The sequence below is a fragment of the Micromonospora sp. URMC 106 genome (assembly GCF_051386395.1).
GTDB lineage: Bacteria > Actinomycetota > Actinomycetes > Mycobacteriales > Micromonosporaceae > Micromonospora.
In genome coordinates, this window is the sequence record NZ_JBPQTP010000038.1 from 25,381 (window position 1) to 45,328 (window position 19,948).

Sequence of the window (19,948 nt, forward strand, 5' to 3'; positions counted from 1 at the left end):
GGAACCGCCCGCCCCCGCCCCTTCCCACCCCCCCGAAGGATCGCGCTGATGACCGTGGCATACCTGGTGGCCGGTGTCCGCACCCCGATCGGCCGGTACGGCGGCGCCCTCGCCGGCGTCCGCCCCGACGACCTGGCCGCGCACGTCATCCGCGAGCTGGTCGCCCGGCACCCGACCGTGGACTGGGCGCGGGTGGACGACGTGATCCTGGGCTGCGCCAACCAGGCCGGCGAGGACAACCGCAACGTGGCGCGGATGGCGGCGCTGCTCGGTGGCCTGCCCGAGGAGGTGCCCGGCAGCACCGTCAACCGGCTCTGCGGCTCCGGCCTGGACGCCCTGGCCACGGCGGCCCGGTCCATCGTGGCCGGCGAGGCCGACCTCGTCGTGGCCGGTGGGGTGGAGAGCATGAGCCGCGCCCCGTTCGTGATGCCGAAGGCGACGACCCCGTACTCCCGCACCGCCGAGGTCTACGACACCACCATCGGCTGGCGGCTGGTCAACCCGCTGATGAAGAAGCACTGGGGCATCGACTCCATGCCGGAGACCGCGGAGAACGTCGCCGCCGAGTACGGCGTCGGCCGCGCCGAGCAGGACGAGTTCGCGTACCGGTCGCAGCAGCGGGCCGCGAAGGCGCAGGCGGACGGCCGGTTCGCCGAGGAGATCGTGCCGGTGACCGTGCCGGCGGGGCGGCGCGAGACGAAGCTCGTCGAGGTCGACGAGCACCCCCGGGAGACGTCGCTGGAGAAGCTCGCCGCGCTGCCCACCCCGTTCCGCGAGGGCGGCACGGTGACCGCCGGCAACTCCTCGGGCGTCAACGACGGCGCGGTGGCGCTGCTGGTCGCCTCGGAGGCGGCCGTGGCCCGCCACCACCTCACCCCGCTGGCCCGGGTCGCCGGCGCCGCCGCGGCCGGCGTACCGCCGCGGGTGATGGGCGTCGGGCCGGTGCCGGCCACCCGGAAGCTGCTCGACCGGTTCGGCGTCGGCCTCGACGCGGTCGACGTGATCGAGCTGAACGAGGCGTTCGCCGCGCAGTCCGTCGCGGTGCTGCGCGAGCTGGGCCTGCCCACCGACGCCGAGCACGTCAACCCGAACGGCGGGGCGATCGCGCTCGGGCACCCGCTCGGCGCGAGCGGCGCCCGGCTGGCGCTGACGGCCGCGCTGGAGCTGCGCCGCCGGGGCGGGCGGCGGGCCCTCGCCACCATGTGCGTCGGCGTGGGCCAGGGCATCTCGCTGCTGCTGGAGTCCGCCGGCTGACCCCGGGCGCCGCCCGGGCGGCCGGCCCGTCCCGCCCGGCCTCGTGCGATCCGTGCGCCCGCTGCGTCCGTCCGGAGCGGGCGCCGCCGCCCGCCCGGTCTCGAGCTGGGTGTCCGGTCCGTGACGGCGCTCCGAAGTGCCGACGAAGTGGGTCATGGGATCTCCCGGAGCCGGGAGTTCGCGGCCTAGAGTGGTCAGCACCACACGACCCGCGGGTCGGCCGGTGCCCGGCGTGCCCACGCACGCCGACACCGGTCCCCTCCCGCACCGCGGCGACGACACAGGGGTGCAGCAGTGCAGATGCCGGACGGACTTCCCGCCGAGATCGACCTCTCCCGGCCGAGCGCGGCCCGGGTGTACGACTACTTCCTCGGCGGGGCGCACAACTTCGAGATCGACCGGCAGCTCGCCGAGCAGATCGCCAGCATGACCCCGAACCTGGCGGCCACCATGCGCGCCGGCCGCGAGTTCCTGCGTCGGGCGGTGCGCACGCTGCTCGACGGCGGCATCGACCAGTTCCTCGACATCGGCTCCGGCATCCCGACCGTCGGCAACGTGCACGAGGTCGCCCAGACGGCCAACCCGAAGGCGCGGGTCGTCTACGTCGACATCGACCCGGTCGCCGTGGCGCACAGCCGCGAGCTGCTCGCCGGCAACGAACTGACCGGGGTGATCCACGCCGACCTGCGGGAGCCGGAGCGGATCCTGACCGAGGCCCGCGACCTGGGGCTGCTCGACTTCGGCCGGCCGCTGGGCATCCTGCTCGCCGGGGTGGTCCACTTCATCCCCGACGCCGATCGCCCCGGCGACATCCTGGCCACCCTGCGGGGCGCCGCGGCCCCGGGCAGCTACCTGGTCATCTCGCACTCCACCTTCGAGGACCAGCCGCAGGAGATGCTCGACGCGCAGCGCCTCTCGGCGCGTACCGACACCGAGATCACGCTGCGCTCCCGGGCCGAGATCACCGCTTTCTTCGGCGACTGGACGCTCCTGGAGCCGGGTGTGGTGCACATGCCGCTCTGGCGACCGGACTCGCCGTCCGACGTGGACGAGCAGCCGGAGCGGTTCGGCGCCTTCGGCGGCGTCGCCCGGTACGACCGGCCGACCGACTGAGCCCATGGCCGCCGTCCCGGAGCCCGGCGGCGACGACCTCAGCCGGTCGGGCGCGCTGCGCTACGCGACCGAGTGGTCGCGCGCGGTGCGCCGGCTCGGTTTCGTGCCGCTCAGCGCGGCCGAGACCGAGCGGCTGCTGTACGTACACACCGTCCGGCTGGCCCAGGCCGTGCTCGCCGAGCCCTTCTCGGCCCTGCCGGCGGAGCAGGTCGGGCGCGCGCTGGTCGAGGAGCACCTGACCGAGCCGCGGGTGCTCGACTGGTCGGTGCAGGCCGTCGGCGAGCGCCTCCTCGCCGAGGTGCTGCCCGGCCTCGCGCACCGCGACGAGGCCGGGCGACGGGTCGCGGCGTTGCAGGGCGGCCTCGCCGCCGGATACGCCCGCGCCCTGCGCGACCGCACCTTCGCCCAGCAGGAGCGGATCGCCCGCTCCGCGTGGCAGGCGCGCGACGAGGTGGAGCAGGCCCTGCGCGACAGCGAGGCGCGGTTCCGGGCGGTCTTCGTCGGGGCCGCCACGGGCATCGGCATCGCCGGCATCGACGGGAAGATCATCGACGTCAACCAGGCGTTCGCGGACATGCTCGGCTATTCCATCGAGGAGCTGCGGCAGATCAACGTGGCGTCGCTGTTCCACCCGGACGACGCGGCCGGAATGTGGGAGCTCTACCAGGAGCTGATCGAGGGCAAGCACGACCGCGCCCGGGTGGAGAAGCGCTACTACCGCAAGGACGGCAGCGTGGTCTGGACCGACCTGTCCGTCTCCCTGATCCGGCACGACGACGGCCGGCCCCGGTTCACCGTCGCCATGATCGAGGACATCACCGAGCGGTACGAACTCCAGCAGCGGCTCCGCTTCCAGGCGCTGCACGACCCGCTCACCGGCCTGCCCAACCGGACCCTGTTCTTCGAGACGCTGGGCCGGGTCTTCGAACGGGCCGACGCGGACCACCGCGTCGGCGTCTGCTTCCTCGACCTGGACGGCTTCAAGGCGGTCAACGACAGCCTCGGCCACGACCTCGGCGACCGGCTGCTCGTGGTGATCGCCCGGCGGCTCGCCGAGTGCGTCGCCGGCCGCGGCCACCTGGTCGCGCGGATGGGCGGGGACGAGTTCGTCATCCTGGTCGACGACGGCACCGGCATCGACGACGCGGTGGCCGTCGCCGAGGCGGCCCTGGCCGCGGTCTCCGCCCCGGTCCGGATCGGTGAGCAGCAGCTCGCCGTGTCGGCGAGCGTCGGCATCGTCGAGTGCCCGGTCGGCGGGACGAGCGCGTCCGAGCTGATGAAGGCCGCCGACACCACGCTCTACTGGGCGAAGGCGGAGGGCCGCGGCCGGTGGGCGGTCTACGACCCGGAGCGCGGCGCCCGGGACATCGCCCGTTCCGCGCTGGCCGCGGGCCTGCCGGCGGCCCTGGACCGGGGCGAGTTCGTCCTGCACTACCAGCCGATCGTGTCCCTGCTGGAGGGCTCGATGCTGGCCGTGGAGGCGCTGGTCCGCTGGCAGCACCCGGAGCTGGGGCTGATCGGGCCGGACCGGTTCATCGGGCTGGCCGAGGAGACCGGCCTGATCGTCCGGCTCGGCGAGTGGGTGCTGCGGCGGGCCTGCCGGGACGCGGAGGCGTGGCGGCGCGAGTTCCCCGCCGCCCGCCTGGTGGTCAGCGTCAACCTGGCCGCCCGGCAGGCCGACGACCCGGGCATCGTGGAGACCGTCGCCGACGCGCTGGCCTCCACCGGGCTCCCGGCGGACCTGCTGCAACTGGAGTTGACCGAGAGCGCGGTGATGGGCACCGCCGGGGAGCCGCTGCGGTCGCTGCACCGGCTGGCCGCGCTCGGCGTACGGCTGGCGATCGACGACTTCGGCACCGGCTACTCCAACCTGGCGTACCTGCGCCGGTTGCCGATCCACTGCCTGAAGCTGGCCGGGCCGTTCGTCGAGGGGATCCGGGGCGACGGCCCGGAGGCGACCGCCGACCACCGGGACGAGCGGATCGTGGACGCGCTGGTGCGGCTGGCGCACGCGCTGGAACTCTGGGTCACCGCCGAGGCGGTGGAGACCGGGGTGCAGGCCGAGCGGCTGCGGGCGTTGCGCTGCGACACCGGGCAGGGTCGGTTCTTCGGCCCGCCGGCGCCGGCGGCGGAGATCACCGCCCGGTTGCGCGGCGGCGGGCACGGGGCCGCGGCATGAGCCTCACGGACACCGAGGCGGCCGTCGCCGTGCTCGCCGGGTTGGCCATCCTCGCCGGGCTGGCCGGCGTGGTGGTGCCCGGCCTGCCGGCGTTGCCGCTCTGCTGGGGTGGGGTGCTGGTCTGGGCGCTCTTCGGCGGCGCGGGGGCCGGACGCTGGGCGGTGCTCACCGCCGCCACCGTGGTCGTCGCCGGCGGCACGGTCGTCAAGTACGCCTGGCCGGGCCGCAACCTGAAACGCACCGGGGTGCCCACGTCCTCGCTGCTCGCCGGCGGGGTGCTGGGGCTGGTCGGGTTCTTCGTCGTTCCCGTGGTCGGGCTGGTGCTCGGCTTCGTCGGCGGGGTGTGGGCGGCGGAGCGGCTGCGGCTGGGCGACTCCCGGTTGGCCTGGCCGGCGACGAAGCAGGCGGTGGCGGCCGCCGGCCTGTCCATGCTGGTCGAGTTCCTCGCCGGCGTGCTCGTCGCGGCGATCTGGGTCGCCGGGCTCCTGCTGGCCTGACGTTGTGGGGCGGCGGCGCGGGGCGGGCGTCGGGTACGGCGCATCGCCGTACGGGTGAGAGAGAGGTGACGTGCCCCGCGCCGCCGCGGTGCCGGGGCGGTCCGAGCGCCCGGCGGTGGCCCGTCGCGATCGGGCCTGGTCACAGGCTCAAGCATGCGGCGCGCGGGCCGGGCAGGCAACGCAATTTGCCCGGTCGCCCGGTGGCGCACGGCGCGCGCCGGCCCGGTGGGCGGGCAGCTCGGCAGGGGCTCCGCCCGGCGACCCCCGGGCGCCCGGAGGCGGTTGCCGGGATGCCGGGCAGGGCATTGACGGTCAACCGGTTAGCCAGTAGACCTTGGTGATGGAGGCCCGCCGATGAGGAAAGCTCCGCTCACGTTGGAACAACTGCGGGTCGCCATCGCCGACGGCGAGATCGACACCGTGGTGCTCGCCCTGGTGGACATGCAGGGCCGGTTGCAGGGCAAGCGGTTCCACGCGCCCTACTTCCTCGACCAGGTGGTCGCGCACGGCAGCGAGGGGTGCGACTACCTGCTCGCCGTCGACGTCGACATGAACACCGTCGACGGCTACGCGATGTCGAGTTGGGAACGCGGCTACGGCGACTTCGCGATGGTGCCGGACTTCGACACGCTGCGCCGCGTGCCCTGGCAGCCGGGCAGCGCCCTGCTCCTGGCCGACCTGGCCTGGCTGGACGGGTCGGGGCCGGTGATCGCCTCGCCCCGGCAGATCCTGCGCCGGCAGGTGGAGCGGCTGGCGACGCACGGGCTGACCGCGTACGCCGGCACGGAGCTGGAGTTCGTGCTGTTCCGCGACTCCTACGAGGACGCCTGGCGGCGCGGCTACCGGGAGCTGACCCCCGCCAACCAGTACAACGTGGACTACTCCCTGCTCGGCACCGCCCGGGTGGAGCCGCTGCTGCGCCGCATCCGGCGGGAGATGGCCGGGGCGGGGCTGACCCCGGAGAGCGCGAAGGGCGAGTGCAACCTCGGCCAGCACGAGATCGCCTTCCGCTACGACGAGGCGGTGGCCTGCGCCGACCACCACGTCATCTACAAGAACGGAGCGAAGGAGATCGCCGCCCAGGAGGGCATGTCGATCACCTTCATGGCCAAGCCGAACGAGCGGGAGGGCAACTCCTGCCACATCCACTTCTCGCTGCGCGACGCCGCCGGCCGGTCGGCGATGCCGGGCGACGGGCCGGCGCGGCTGTCGGTGACCGGGCAGCGCGTGCTGGCGGGGCTGCTGGCCACCATGCGCGAGTTCAGCCTGATGTTCGCTCCGAACGTCAACTCGTACAAGCGCTACCAGCCCGGGTCGTTCGCCCCGACCGCGCTGCGCTGGGGCACGGACAACCGCACCTGCGCCCTGCGGCTGGTCGGGCACGGGCAGGGCATGCGGGTGGAGAACCGGGTGCCGGGGGCGGACGTGAACCCGTACCTGGCCATCGCGGCGCTGGTCGCCGGCGCCGTGCACGGCATCGAGCGCGGGCTGGAGCTGGGCGAGGAGTGCACCGGCAACGCGTACGACGACCCGCGGGCCGAGCGGGTGCCCGCCACGCTGCGCGACGCCCTCGACCTGTGGGAGTCCTCCGCCCTGGCCCGGGAGGCCTTCGGCGAGGAGGTGGCGGCCCACTACGCCAACCAGGCGCGGGTCGAGCTGGCCGCCTTCGACGCCGCCGTGACGGACTGGGAGCTGATCCGTGGCTTCGAACGCCTCTGACCACGCGCGGGGCGGGGACGTGACGAGCGTGCTCAACCCGGCCACCGGGGAGGTCGTGGGCACGGTGGCGGCGACCTCGCTGGCCGAGACCGACGCGGCCATCGCGCGGGCGGCGGCAGCGTTCGAGACGTGGCGGGCGGTGGCGCCGGGGGACCGGGCGCGGCTGTTGCGCCGGTTCGCGGCGGTGGTGGACGCGCACCTGGCGGAGCTGGCCGGGCTGGAGGTACGCAACTCCGGGCACACCGTCGGCAACGCGCGCTGGGAGGCGGGCAACGTCCGGGACGTCCTCGACTACTACGCGGGCGCGCCGGAGCGGCTGACCGGGCGGCAGATCCCGGTGCCGGGCGGGCTGGACGTGACGTTCCACGAGCCGCTCGGCGTGGTCGGGGTGATCGTGCCGTGGAACTTCCCGATGCCGATCGCCGCGTGGGGGTTCGCGCCGGCGCTGGCCGCCGGCAACACGGTGGTGCTCAAGCCCGCCGAGCTGACCCCGCTGACCGCGCTGCGCCTGGCCGAGCTGGCCCGCGAGGCGGGACTGCCCGCGGACGTGTTCACGGTGCTGCCGGGCGCCGGGTCCGTGGTGGGGGAGCGGTTCGTCACCCACCCCGCGGTCCGCAAGGTCTGCTTCACCGGCTCCACCGAGGTCGGCACCCGGATCATGGCCGGCTGCGCGGCGCAGGTGAAGCGGGTGACGCTGGAGCTGGGCGGCAAGAGCGCCAACCTGGTGTTCGCCGACGCCGACCTGGAGCGGGCGGCGGCGACCGCGCCGTACGCCGTCTTCGACAACGCCGGGCAGGACTGCTGCGCCCGGTCCCGGATCCTGGTCCAGCGGCCGGCGTACGACCGGTTCCTGGAGCTGCTCGAACCGGCGGTGCGCGCGCTGCGGGTGGAGGATCCGGCCCGGGAGACCGCCGAGATGGGCCCGCTGATCTCCGCCGGGCAGCGGGACCGGGTGGCCGGCTACGTCGACGGCGCGGAGGTCGCGTTCACCGGCTCCCGCCCCGACGGCCCCGGCTTCTGGTACGCCCCGACGGTGCTGCTCGCCCACTCGCCGGCGGACCGGCACTGGCGGGAGGAGATCTTCGGCCCGGTCGTCTCGGTGCTCCCCTTCGACGACGAGGCCGACGCGGTGCGGCTCGCCAACGACACCGAGTACGGCCTCTCCGGCTCCATCTGGACCCGCGACGTGGGACGCGCCCTCCGGGTGGCGCGGGCGGTCGAGGCGGGCAACCTGAGCGTCAACTCGCACTCCTCGGTGCGCTACTGGACGCCGTTCGGCGGGATGAAGCGCTCCGGGCTGGGGCGCGAGCTGGGTCCGGACGCGCTGCACGCCTTCACCGACGTCAAGAACGTGTTCATCGCAACGGAGGAGTGAGGCGCGTGCAGGGTCGTCTTGAGGACCGGGTGGCCGTGGTCACCGGAGCGGGCAGCGGGATCGGGCTGGCCACCGCGCGGCGGTTCGCCGCCGAGGGGGCGCGGGTGGTCTGCGTGGACGTCGACCCGGAGGCCGGCAAGCGGGCCGCCGAGGAGGTCGGCGGCGAGTTCGTCGCCGCGGACGTCGCCGACGAGGCGGCCGTCCGCGACCTCTTCGACGGGGTGGCCGCGCGGTACGGGCGGATCGACGTCGCGTTCAACAACGCCGGCATCTCCCCGCCGGAGGACGACTCCATCCTGGAGACCGGCCTGGACGCGTGGGAGCGGGTGCTGCGGGTCAACACCACCAGCGTCTACCTCTGCTGCAAGTACGTCATCCCGCACATGCGCCGGCAGGGCCGCGGGTCGATCATCAACACCGCCTCGTTCGTGGCGCTGATGGGGGCGGCCACCTCGCAGATCGCGTACACGGCGAGCAAGGGCGGGGTGCTGGCGATGACCCGGGAGCTGGGCGTGCAGTTCGCCCGGGAGGGCATCCGGGTCAACGCGCTCTGCCCCGGCCCGGTCGCCACCCCGCTGCTGCTGGAGCTCTTCGCCGCCGACCCGGAGCGCGCGGCCCGCCGGCTGGTGCACGTGCCCATGGGGCGGTTCGGCAGGCCGGAGGAGATCGCCGCCGCCGTGGCCTTCCTCGCCAGCGACGACGCCTCCTTCATGACGGCCGCGCAGTTCGTGGTCGACGGCGGCATCACGGGCGCGTACGTCACCCCGTTGTGAGCGGGTTCCTCCGCTGTGGAGGACGCGGCCGGCGGCGGGTGTCGCCGATATCACAGTCGGCGGGCGAGTGATCCGGACCGGCGCCGGGTAGTCCCATTGACGGGACCGAGGGCCTTGTGGTGGCCGGGTTCCGGGCGGCCGGCCGGCCCGCCCGGGGTCGGCCGCGACCGGGCTGTCGGGCAGTCGACGGCCGGATGGACGGACGTAATCAGCGCCGCGGGCGCGGGATGCGTTACGTTGCTGGTCCGTCGGGGTACAGAGCGGGGCACGGCCGGATGGATCATCGGGCCGAAGCGGGGACGGCCGGCGCGGGAGGGGTGCATGAGCTCGGCCCAGGGGGGCGTGGACGAGGGGTGCTCGTCCGACCGCGCCCCGGCGGCGGAGGTCCCTCCGCTGCTCGCCGCGGCCTTCGCCGCCGGCGGTGAGATGGGCGAGCGGATGCGCTCGTTCGACTGGTCCACCACCCCGCTGGGCAGCCCGGACCGCTGGCCCTCCGCGTTCTGCGCGGCGGTCGGCATGATGCTCGCCTCCAGCGCCCAGATCGTCATGTTCTGGGGCGAGGAGGGGCTCGCCTTCTACAACGACGCCTACCGGCCGACCATCGGCGGCAAGCACCCGGACGTGCTCGGCCAGCCGGCCCGCGAGCACTGGGTGGAGACCTGGGACGTGCTCGGGCCGCTGTTGGAGGGCGTCCGGCGCGACGGCCGGTCGTACCGCGCCGAGAACCACCCCTTCCCGCTCGACCGGCACGGCTTCCTGGAGGAGACGTACTTCGACGTCTCGTACGACCCGATCCTGGGCGCCGCCGGCACCGTCGACGGCATCTTCTGCATCGTCAACGAGACCACCGGCCGGGTGCTCGGGGAGCGCCGGCTGCGGCTGCTGGCCGAGCTGGGCAGCGAGCTGGCCGAGGTGGGCGGCACCGCCGAACTCGGCCGGACCGCCGCGGCGGTGCTCGACCGCCACCGCCCGGACGTGCCGTTCGCCCTGGTGTACCTGCCCGACGAGGACGGCGGCCTCGCGCTGACCGGGTGCAGCGGCGTCGACGCCGAGGGGGTCGTCGCGCCGCCCCCGGCGCGGCTCGCCGACCTCGCCGCCGTCGGCGCCACCACCGTGGCCGTCACGGACCTGCTCGCCCGCGTCCCGGCCGACGCGACCGAGCGGGCGCTGGTCCTGCCGCTCACCGCCGCGAACGAGACCGTCGGGGCGCTGGTCGTCGGTGTCGCCCGCCGGCTGCCGCTCACCGACGAGTACCGCGACTTCTTCGACCTGGTCGCCGCCCAGATGTCCCGGGCCCTCGGCACGCAACTGGCGTACGAGCACGAGCGTGCCCGCGCCGCCGAGCTGGCCGCCCTGGACCGGGCCAAGACCAGTTTCTTCGCCAACATCAGCCACGAGTTCCGCACTCCGCTGACCCTGGTGCTCGGCCCGCTGGAGGACCTGCTCGCCGACCCTGCGCTGCCCGCGACGTACACGGACCGGCTCACCATGACGCACCGCAACGCGCTGCGGCTGCTCAAGCTGGTCAACACGGTGCTCGACTTCTCCCGGCTGGAGGCCGGCCGGCTGGCCGCCCGCTACCAGCCCACCGACCTGGCCGACTACACCTCCCGACTGGCCAGCACCTTCCGCTCGGTGACCGAGCGGGCCGGGCTGCGCCTGGTGGTGGACTGCCCGCCGCTGCCGGCGCCGGTCTTCGTGGACCGGGACATGTGGGAGAAGATCGTCCTCAACCTCGTCTCCAACGCGGTGAAGTTCACCTTCGACGGCGAGATCCGGGTGCGGATCCGCGCGGTCGGGGGCGCCGCCCGGCTGGAGGTCTCCGACACCGGCGTCGGCATCGTGCCCGAGGAGCTGCCGCAGGTCTTCGAGCGGTTCCACCGGGTGCCGGGGGTGCGCTCGCGCACCCACGAGGGCACCGGGATCGGGCTGGCCCTGGTCCGCGAGCTGGTCGAGATGCACGGCGGCGAGGTGGCCGCCAGCAGCCGCGTCGACGAGGGCAGCACCTTCACGGTGACCGTCCCGTTCGGCACCGGGCACCTTCCGTCCGAGCGAATCGCGGACGCCGCCCCCGCGGCGCAGGTCGAGCTGGCCCGGGCCGACCTCTACGTCGCGGAGACCGCGCTCTGGGCCGACGCCGCCGGGCAGGGCGCGACGCGGGTGGCCCGCTCCGGCGGCGCCGGCCGGATCCTGGTCGCCGACGACAACGCCGACCTGCGCGAACACGTCACCCGGCTGCTCGCCCCGTCGTGGGAGGTGGTCGCGGTCGCCGACGGCGTGGAGGCGCTGCGGTTGGCCGTCGACGGCTCGTTCGACCTCGTCCTGACCGACGTGATGATGCCCCGGCTGGACGGCTTCGGGCTGGTCGCCGCGCTGCGCGCGGACCCGCGTACCCGGCACGTGCCGATCGTGCTGCTCTCCGCCCGCGCCGGCTCGGCCGAGGCGGTCGCCGGGCTCTCGGTAGGCGCCGACGACTACCTCACCAAGCCCTTCTCCGGGCAGGAGCTGATCGCCCGGGTCCGCGCCAACGTCGAGCTGGGCCAGCTCCGTGGCCAGATCATCCGTGGGCTGCGCGCCCTGGCGGACGCCGCGGTCGCGGTCAACACGGCCCGCTCCACGGCCGACGTGCTCCAGGTCGCCGCGCGGCACGCGGTGAGCCTCGCCGAGGCCGCCCGGGTGGTGGTCTCGGCCGCCGGGATGCGCTTCGCGGCCGACGGTGGCGGGATGGCCCCGATCGAGCCGTCCTTCGTGCTGCCGCTCACCGGCACCACCGGCGAGCAGCTCGGCGAGCTGCGGGTCTGGCGCCCGGCGGGCGACGGCGCCGACACCGACGAGGCCGCCCTCACCCAGCTCGCCCGGCTCGTCGGCGTGCGGCTGGAGAACGCCCAGCTCTACGAGGCCGAGCACCGGATCGCCACCACCCTCCAGCACAGCCTGCTGCCCCGGTCGCTGCCCCAGCTGCCGGGGGCCCTGGTCGCCAGCCGCTACCTGCCCGGCAGCGCCGACGTGGAGGTCGGCGGCGACTGGTACGACGTCATCTCGCTGGGCGAGGAGGATCTGGTGCTGGCCATCGGTGACGTGGTCGGCAAGGGTGTCCGCGCGGCCGCGGCGATGGGCCAACTCCGCAACGCGCTGCGGGCGTACGTGCTGGAGGGCTTCGACCCCGGCGAGTCGCTGACCCGGCTCAACCGGCTGGTCGGGACGACGGAGGGCCGCTCCTTCGCCACCGTCGTCTGCCTCTGGTTCAGCCCCCGCACCGGCCGGCTGCGGTACGCCAGCGCCGGCCACCCCTCACCTCTGCTGATCCGGGGAGACGACGTGGAGTTCCTGTACGACCGGGCGCTCGGGCCGCCCGTCGGGGCGATCCCGGACACGACCTACCGGACGGTCGAGGGGACGCTGACCCCGGGCAGCCGGCTGCTGCTCTACACCGACGGGCTGATCGAGGACCGCGAACTCGACATCGACGCGGCGCTGGCCCGGCTCCGCAGCGACGCGGCGTTGCCCGGCCGGCACGTCGCCGACCTGGTCGACGCCGTGGTGGCGCGGGTCGCCGGCCGGCCGCTGCGTGACGACGTCGCGGTGCTCGCCCTGGAGGCCGCGGAGCTGAACCGCCTCGCGCTGCGGCTGCCCGCCGACCCGACCCGGCTCAGCGTGCTGCGCAAGCGGCTGGAGGACTTTCTCGTCGCGCACTCCGTCGGCGAGACCGACCTGTTCGACCTGACCGTCGCCGTCTCCGAGGCGGCCGCCAACGCCATCGAGCACCCCGTCGACCCGGCGGAGCCGACGATCAGCGTCGAGGTGACCATCGAGGACCGCACCGTGGTGGCCACGGTGCGCGACAGCGGCCGGTGGCGGGAGTCGTCCGGGTCGGGGTTCCGCGGGCGGGGGCTGTCCCTGATCAAGGCGCTGGGGGAGCTGTCGGTCACGCGTGCCGCCGAGGGGACGGAAGTGACGCTGCGCCGGCGGCTGGCGGACTGAACGCCCGCCCGGCGCTGTCGGTCAGGCCGGGCGGAGCCAGCCCTGGTCGCCCAGGCCGGAGATGTCCAGCACCCGGCGGACCTGCCGCGAGGGCAGCACGGCGAGGGTGTCGGGGAACTGCTGGGCCAGCCGGACCACCGCGTGGATGGCCGCCGAGTCGAAGAAGGTGACCTCCCGCAGGTCGAGCGTCACCCGCTCGGCCGGCTCCCGCAGCACCGTCTGGACCATGGTGTCGGCGGTGGCCATGTCGACCTCGCCGGTCACCACGACGCGGAGGTGACCGCCGTCGGTCTCCGCGCTGGCGGAGAAGACGGGAGGCGCGCCGTCCCCTTGATCCACGCAGCCACAATGGCACAGCGCCCCGGGCACGGCAACAACCGGGCCGGGCGGGCGGTGGCGGGGGTCACCCGCCCGCCCGGCGATAGGCTTGGGGCCATGACCGTCCGCCCGCCGCTGACCCCAGGCACGCTCTCCCCGTGGCGGCCCGTGCCCGCCCACATCGTCCGCCCGGAGTACGTGGGCAAGAAGCGTCCCCAGGAGTGGCGCGGCTCGCACGTGCAGACCCCGGAGACCATCGAGAAGATGCGGATCGCCGGTCGGCTCGCCGCGCAGGCCACCCAGCTCGCCGGCGAGCACTGCAAGCCCGGCGTGACCACCGACGAGATCGACCGGGTCGTGCACGAGTTCCTCTGCGACCACGGCGCCTACCCGTCGACGCTGGGCTACAAGGGCTTCCCGAAGTCCTGCTGCACCAGCCTCAACGAGGTGATCTGCCACGGCATCCCCGACTCCACCGTGCTGCAGGACGGCGACATCATCAACGTCGACGTCACCGCGTACATCAACGGGGTGCACGGCGACACGGACGCCACCTTCTGCGTCGGCGAGGTCGGCGAGGAGGCGCGGCTGCTGGTCGAGCGGACCCACGAGGCGATGATGCGCGGCATCCGCGCCGTCGCCCCGGGCCGCCAGATCAACGTGATCGGCCGGGTCATCGAGTCGTACGCGAAGCGCTTCGGCTACGGCGTGGTGCGCGACTTCACCGGCCACGGCATCGGCGAGTCCTTCCACAGCGGGCTCTACGTGCCGCACTACGACAGCCCCCGCCCCACCGACGTGATGGAGCCGGGGATGACGTTCACGATCGAGCCGATGATCACCCTCGGCACCCACCAGTACGACATGTGGGACGACGGCTGGACGGTCGTCACCAAGGACCGCAAGTGGACGGCACAGTTCGAGCACACCATCGTGGTGACCGAGGACGGCCACGAGATCCTCACCCTGCCGTGACCGACACCCCGGCGGCCCTGCGCGAGGCGCACCACGCGGACGTGTCCGGCGGCTGGCTGCGGCCCGCCGTCTTCGGCGCGATGGACGGTCTGGTCACCAACATCGCCCTGATCGCGGGCGTCGGCGGCGGCGGGGTGTCGCCCCGCAGCATCGTGCTGACCGGCGTGGCCGGCCTGGTGGCCGGCGCCATCTCGATGGGGCTGGGGGAGTACACCAGCGTCCGCTCGGCCAACGAGCAGGTCGCCGCCGAGGTGGCCAAGGAACGCCGCGAGTTGGAGCGGCACCCCGAGGCCGAGGCGCGCGAGCTGGCCCAGGCGTGGGTCGCGCGGGGCCTGCCGCACGACCTCGCCATGCAGGTCGCCGAGGCCGTGCGGCGCAACCCGGAGGAGGCCCTGCGGGTGCACGTCCGGGAGGAGCTCGGCGTCGACCCCGACGACCAGCCCAGCCCGTGGGCGGCGGCGATCTCGTCGTTTCTGTTCTTCTCGGTCGGGGCGCTGGTGCCGCTGCTGACCTACCTGCTCGGCTCGACGAGCCTCTGGCTGGCGCTGGCCGTCGGCGGGCTGGGGCTCTTCGCGGCGGGGGCGGTGGTCGCCCGGTTCACCGCCCGGGCCTGGTGGTCCGGCGGCCTGCGCCAGCTCCTGCTGGGCGCCGCGGCGGCCAGCGCCACCTACCTCATCGGCGCCCTCGTCGGCGTCCAGGGCGCCGTCGGCTGAGCCGCGGCGCACGCCAGGCGGGCGCGACCTGGCCGGCGCCGGTCACGGGTCGGTGCGAGGCCGCCGCCGCAGCGGCTTCGGCCTCGCACCCGACCCGTGACCGACGGGGGCGGAAGCTAGCCGGCGCGGCGTTCGACCGGCAGGCGGGACCTGGCCAACAGCCCGGCGCCGAGCATGGCGACCAGCGGCACCACGACCAGCACGCCGAGGACCGACCACGGGACGACGATCGGGTAGGGGTCCTGCACGGGCCAGGAACGGGCGTAGCCCTGGTTGATGGCGGCGAGGACGGCGAGGACCGACCCGAGACCGGCGGCGAGGCCGAACAGGGAGCCCAGGCCGGCGATCACACCGGCCTGGCTCAGCGACAGGACCCGGCGGATGCGCGGGCTCGCGCCGACGGCGGCCAGGGTCGACAGGTCCGGCCGGCTGTCGGCGGCCGTGAGACCGGTCGCGATCCCGGCGGCCCCGAGGGTGACCAGCCCGGCCGCGACGGCCATGACGAGCAGCAGCGAGTTCGACGAGTCCTGCGGGGGGCGTTGCACCTCGACCCGCAGCCCCAGCGAGACCTCCTGCACGGCGGCGGCGAAGGCGTCCGCCCGGGCGATGTCCGGGACCTCCCGGGGACTCACCACGAACCCCCGCTGCCGTACGTCGAGCCCGACGCGCGCCGTCGCGGCCGGCGACAGGATCGTCCGTGGCACGTCCAGCCCCGTGGTCAGGACGTACGCCGGAAGGGCCGTGCGCGGGGTTCCCCGTCCCTTCCCCTTTCCCTGCGGCCCGAGCGGCAGCAGCGTCTGCACCGTGACGGTGCCGTCCGCCACGTCCAGCGGGTCGGTGACGACCACGCCGCCGGCCCGCAGCGTGGCGGTCGCCTTCGCCAGGTCCTCGCCCTGCGCTCCGGTGAGCAGCGGCAGCGCCGTCCCGTCGTCGACCAGGACGCCGAGGTACCGGCCGGAGATCTTGGGGAGGCGCGTGTCGCAGCGTGGGTCGTTCCGCGCGCGACGCTGGTCGTCCGGGGAGGCGCCGCCGAGGTAGGGGCACGTCTGTCGTTCCGGCCGTTCCACCGTCACCCCGCAGGAGTCGGGCGACCCGGTGCCCGCCGGGCAGGCCAGCCCGCGGACCTCGACGACCGTGCTGGTCGAGAGGAGCGTGGTGGCGAGGGCCGTGATCCGCCGCAGCGGCACGGGGGCGGCCGAGCCGCCGTCGTGGGTGACGGACACCGTGCCCTCGGGCAGCGCCGGCACGATCGAGGCGGCCTGCCGGGCGTCGTTGCTGGCGACGTACACGCCGAGGCAGACGGTGCCGGCGACGGCGGCCATCACGGCGGAGATCGCCGGTGCGGCGGCCGCCCGGTTGCGGCTGGCGTCGCGCAGCGCGATCCGGAGGGCCGGCGGCAGGTGACGACCGACCCGGGCGACCTGACCGACCACGCCGGGCGTGCAGAACACCAGGCCGACCTGGATCAGCACCAGCCCGGCGAGGATCAGGTTGGTCGACACCCGCGGGACGGCGTAGGCGGTGAGCCCGGCGCCGGCGAGGGTCACCGCCACTCCGGTGACCACCCAGCGGCGGCGGGAGCGGGTCGCGCCCCGCCGTCCGGTCAGCGCCGCGACGACGCTGCGTCTGGCGGCGGTGTGCGCCGGGATCAGGGCCGCGGCCATCGCCGTCAGCACGGCCAGCCCGGCGACGGCCAGCAGGGCCACAGGGTGGAAGCGGTGGCCGCCCGCCCGCACGTGGGCCAGGTGTTCCTCCACCAGCGGGCGCCCGAGGACAGCCAGGGTCACACCGAGTGCGACGCCGGCCGCGGCGCCGGCCAGTCCCAGCACCACGCCGTCGGCGAGGACGATCCGACGCAGGTGGGCGGGGTTGCCGCCGTTGGCCGCGACCAGGCCGAGCTCGCGCGATCGGCGTCGGGCGCCGATCGCGAACGCCGGCCCGGCCAGCAGGACGACCTCCAGCGCGCCGAGTCCGGCGACGAGGGTGCCGGCGCTGATCGTGTCGGCGTTCACGCGGGTCGGCTCCCGCAGCGAGGGCGGGGGATCCAGGGTGAGCGCGCGCGACGTCGCCTGGAACGGCCTCGGACCCGACTGGAGCTGGTCCACCTGTTCCAGGGTGACCGGGCCCGGGGTGTCGACCAGCCAGGTGCTCGCCGGGTGGGGCATCGCCGCCGACGGCAGCACGACGGCCTCGCGCAGGTTGGCGGGGATCTCCACGACTCCCACGACGGTGTACCGCCGGGACCCGTCGGCGACGGTCACCGTCCCACCGACGGTCGTGCCCAGGCGGAGCAGGGCCGGCTCGGTGGCGGCCAGCTCGGTCTCGCCGGTGGGCACCCGGCCGCGGCGCAGGGCGACCATGCCGTCGGTGAGGGGGTCGGTCAGGTCCAGCCAGTGGGTCTCGATCTCACCGACGCCGTTGACGGTCTTCCACGCCGTCGCTCCCTGCCCGACGGGAAGGGACCGGCTACCCGGCGGCAGGGCGGCGCTCAGCTCGGACTGCCCGGGGGGATCGCGGAACATCCGGGTGAGCTTCAGGTCCGCCTGGCCCAGCGTGCGTTCCACCCGCTCGGCCGGGGTGAGCCGGAACATGTCGTAGGTGACGGCGGCGAAGCTGAGCGCCGCCACCGGCAGCATGATCATCACCGCGACCAGGGCGCTGCGCCCCCTCGCCCGTCGCGTCTCCCGGCGGGCGAGGCGGAGGGCGGTCCGCCAGGAGGCGAGGGCGCCGGACTGTCGTCTCATCAGATCTCCCCCAGCATGTGCTCGGGCCGGCCGAGCGGGCCGGAGGTGTCGACCACCGCCCCGTCACGGAGGAACACCACCCGGTCCGCCCAGGCGGCGTGCCGTGCCTCGTGGGTGACCAGCACGGCGGCAGCCCCCGCGTCGACGCGGGAGCGCAGTACCCGGAGCACCGCCTCGCCGGTCTGCGAGTCGAGCGCCCCGGTCGGCTCGTCGGCGAGCACCAGCCGCCGGTGCCCGACCAGTGCGCGGGCGATCGCCACCCGCTGCTGCTGTCCGCCGGAGAGTTCGTCGGGGAACCGCTGACCGAGGTCGGCCACCCCGACCTCCTCCATCACGCCCACGGCCTGGCGGCGTGCGCGGCGGATGCCCTCACCGTCCAGTTCCAGCGGTAGCGCGACGTTCTCCACGGCGGTGAGACTCGGCAGCAGGTTGAAGTGTTGGAACACGTAACCCACCGCACGGCGGCGCAGCGCGGCGAGCCGCTGGCCGTTCAGCGTGTCGAGGCGGGCGCCCTCCACCCACACCTCGCCGCCGGTCGGGCGGTCCAGACCGCCGGCCAGGTTGAGCAGCGTGGACTTGCCGGACCCGGACGAGCCCATGACCGCGACCAGTTCGCCGGGCCGTACGGAGAGGCTGACGCCGCGCAGTGCGGTGACCGAGGTGTCGCCGGCGCCGTGCACCCGGCGCGCCTCGCGTATCTCCAGGACGTTCATCGGACGGCCGCGGCGCTCTCGCCGGTGGGGGCGCGGTGGAAGGGCGCCGGGTGGTCGAAGGCGGAGCGGAGCGGGTCGGCGGACGTCGGCTCACACGCGAGCAAGCCCGGGAGGCAGCAGCGAAGGGACATGGATACGGAGTATGCATACGCGGTATGCTCAAGGCAAGCCGCCGCCCGTCCGCTCGTGATCACCCTTCGCCGGCCCCCCGGCCGCCCGGGGGACGCCGCCGGGAGAAGGGCCGGTCCGCCCTCAGCCGTCCAGGAGGTCGTCGACCGTGCCGTCGACCGGGCGGCCCCGGGCGGCCAGTTCCTCCGCCTGGCGGGCCAGCACCCCGCCCACCTCGGTCATGTCCGCGCCGGCCAGGCCGGTGCGCCGCACCGCGTCCCCGGGGTCGCGGAAGTAGGTGCGGCTGAGCAGGCCGTGCACCGTGGCCGCCGCCAGCCGCGCCTCGCCGAGCATCAGCAGGGCCTGGTCCGTCTCGTACCACGCGGCCAGCCGGGCGGCCCGGGCGTGCGCCGCGCTGCCCCTGTACCACGCCTGCCGGGCGGCCGTGCTGAACTCGGCCGGCCGGGCCCGGGCCAGCCGGCCCAGGTGCGCGTCGCGGAGCGTGCGCAGCCAGCCGGTCGGGTCGTGCAGCGCCCGGGTGCTCACGTACCGGTCGGCGGTCAGCGGCCAGAGCGGGGAGATCACCCGGGCCTGGCGCAGGTAGTCGTCCGCGCCGGCCACGGTCAGGTCGACCAGCACGCCGTCGACCCGCCGGGTCGCCGGGGGTGGGCCACCGCCGGGCCGGTAGGTCACCACCAGCAGCCCGACCTCGCCGTCCCCGCCGCCGTCGTCGTCGCCGTGCGCCAGCGGGCCGTGCACCGCCACGGCGAGCACGTCGGCCGGGAAGCGCCGGCGGGCGGCGTCGGAGACCCGCTCGGCCACCGCCCACCGTGGATCGTCCGGGCGCACGTCGCCGTCGGCGGCTCCGCCGTCCACGCTCACGCCGACCACCTCACGCCCTCGCAACCGGGCCGCCCGTCGCGACCCGGCCGGCGGGGCCGCCGTCGGCGCGGGTCACCACCTCACCCTAGCCGCGCCCGCCCGGCCCGCCCGGCACGCCGCGCCCGTCCGGGACCAGCCGGAAGACGAGGATCTCCCGGCCGCCGGCCCGCCGGACGTACGCCTCGTAGGCCGGCCACTCGTCGACCAGGAGGCGCCACAGCCGCTCCCGTTCGGCGCCGGTGGCGACCTCGGCGCGCACCGGGACGCGGCGGCCCTTCACGGCCACCTCGGCCGCCGGGTCGGCGAGTAGGTTCAACGCCCAGCTCGGCTGGCGGGTCTGGCCGAAGTTGGTGCCGACCACCACGTACGCGTCGCCGTCGGGCACGTACAGCAGCGGGTTGCTGCGCGGCTTGCCGGAGCGCCGGCCGGTGGTGGTGACGACCAGCGACGGGACGAGGCCCAGCGCGACCACCCGACCCCGGGTGAGGCGCCCGACCACCCGGTCGGCGGGGACGAGCAGGCGGGCGGCGGCGCCGAACCAGCGGTGGTGACCGACGCGGCGGGTGAGGGCTCCCAGAACGGGCACGGGAACCAGTGTGCCCGT

General features: G+C 75.0%; 15 protein-coding genes. 10 read left to right on the forward strand and 5 right to left on the reverse strand.

The genetic code is table 11. The features are described 5' to 3' along the window. Positions 1-48 precede the first annotated feature (48 nt). From pcaF to ACSNOB_RS14475, 8 genes are all read left to right on the forward strand, one after another. The gene (pcaF, locus tag ACSNOB_RS14440) at positions 49-1,254 is read left to right on the forward strand and encodes a 3-oxoadipyl-CoA thiolase (protein WP_436687111.1); all 1,206 of its coding nucleotides are present in this window, start codon (positions 49-51) and stop codon (positions 1,252-1,254) included. A 294-nt stretch (positions 1,255-1,548) separates the two neighbouring features. Continuing rightward, positions 1,549-2,367, forward strand: coding sequence for an SAM-dependent methyltransferase (locus ACSNOB_RS14445; protein WP_436687112.1), 819 nt, complete (start codon positions 1,549-1,551; stop codon positions 2,365-2,367). 4 nt (positions 2,368-2,371) lie between these two features. Continuing rightward, entirely contained in the window at positions 2,372-4,546 is a 2,175-nt protein-coding gene (locus ACSNOB_RS14450) for a putative bifunctional diguanylate cyclase/phosphodiesterase (RefSeq protein WP_436687113.1), read from the forward strand. Continuing rightward, positions 4,543-5,043, forward strand: coding sequence for a DUF456 domain-containing protein (locus ACSNOB_RS14455; protein ID WP_436687114.1), 501 nt, complete (start codon positions 4,543-4,545; stop codon positions 5,041-5,043). Before ACSNOB_RS14450 ends, ACSNOB_RS14455 begins: the two co-directional genes overlap by 4 nt. Positions 5,044-5,397: 354 nt before the next feature. Further along, positions 5,398-6,762: a glutamine synthetase family protein gene (locus ACSNOB_RS14460; RefSeq protein WP_436687115.1), complete on the forward strand. Its 1,365-nt coding sequence runs from the start codon at positions 5,398-5,400 to the stop codon at positions 6,760-6,762. 28 nt (positions 6,763-6,790) lie between these two features. Further along, the gene (locus tag ACSNOB_RS14465; RefSeq protein ID WP_436687130.1) at positions 6,791-8,137 is read left to right on the forward strand and encodes an aldehyde dehydrogenase family protein; all 1,347 of its coding nucleotides are present in this window, start codon (positions 6,791-6,793) and stop codon (positions 8,135-8,137) included. A gap of 5 nt (positions 8,138-8,142) precedes the next feature. Beyond that, positions 8,143-8,910 carry a 3-oxoacyl-ACP reductase gene (locus tag ACSNOB_RS14470; protein WP_436687116.1) on the forward strand — a complete coding sequence of 256 codons (768 nt, stop codon included), beginning with the start codon at positions 8,143-8,145 and terminating at the stop codon, positions 8,908-8,910. A gap of 321 nt (positions 8,911-9,231) precedes the next feature. Then, the gene (locus tag ACSNOB_RS14475; RefSeq protein ID WP_436687117.1) at positions 9,232-12,891 is read left to right on the forward strand and encodes a SpoIIE family protein phosphatase; all 3,660 of its coding nucleotides are present in this window, start codon (positions 9,232-9,234) and stop codon (positions 12,889-12,891) included. Positions 12,892-12,912: 21 nt separating this feature from the next. Here ACSNOB_RS14475 and ACSNOB_RS14480 read toward each other — a convergent pair whose 3' ends face one another. Further along, positions 12,913-13,230: an STAS domain-containing protein gene (locus ACSNOB_RS14480; protein WP_393104903.1), complete on the reverse strand. Its 318-nt coding sequence runs from the start codon at positions 13,228-13,230 to the stop codon at positions 12,913-12,915. 96 nt (positions 13,231-13,326) lie between these two features. Here ACSNOB_RS14480 and map point away from each other — a divergent pair, with 96 nt between their 5' ends. Continuing rightward, positions 13,327-14,184: a type I methionyl aminopeptidase gene (map, locus tag ACSNOB_RS14485; protein ID WP_393104901.1), complete on the forward strand. Its 858-nt coding sequence runs from the start codon at positions 13,327-13,329 to the stop codon at positions 14,182-14,184. After that, positions 14,181-14,897 (forward strand): VIT1/CCC1 transporter family protein, encoded by a 717-nt coding sequence (locus tag ACSNOB_RS14490; protein ID WP_436687118.1) that lies wholly within the window; start codon positions 14,181-14,183, stop codon positions 14,895-14,897. Before map ends, ACSNOB_RS14490 begins: the two co-directional genes overlap by 4 nt. Positions 14,898-15,013: 116 nt before the next feature. Here ACSNOB_RS14490 and ACSNOB_RS14495 read toward each other — a convergent pair whose 3' ends face one another. From ACSNOB_RS14495 to ACSNOB_RS14510, 4 genes are all read right to left on the reverse strand, one after another. Next, on the reverse strand, positions 15,014-17,641 hold the full coding sequence (locus ACSNOB_RS14495; protein WP_436687119.1) for an FtsX-like permease family protein: 2,628 nt from the start codon (positions 17,639-17,641) through the stop codon (positions 15,014-15,016). Beyond that, the gene (locus tag ACSNOB_RS14500) at positions 17,641-18,354 is read right to left on the reverse strand and encodes an ABC transporter ATP-binding protein (protein WP_436687120.1); all 714 of its coding nucleotides are present in this window, start codon (positions 18,352-18,354) and stop codon (positions 17,641-17,643) included. Before ACSNOB_RS14500 ends, ACSNOB_RS14495 begins: the two co-directional genes overlap by 1 nt. Positions 18,355-18,606: 252 nt before the next feature. Beyond that, positions 18,607-19,344, reverse strand: a complete 738-nt coding sequence (locus ACSNOB_RS14505; protein ID WP_436687121.1) for a nucleotidyltransferase domain-containing protein — start codon at positions 19,342-19,344, stop codon at positions 18,607-18,609. 85 nt (positions 19,345-19,429) lie between these two features. After that, complete coding sequence (locus ACSNOB_RS14510) at positions 19,430-19,930, reverse strand: nitroreductase/quinone reductase family protein (protein WP_436687122.1); 501 nt, start codon at positions 19,928-19,930, stop codon at positions 19,430-19,432. Positions 19,931-19,948 lie beyond the last annotated feature (18 nt).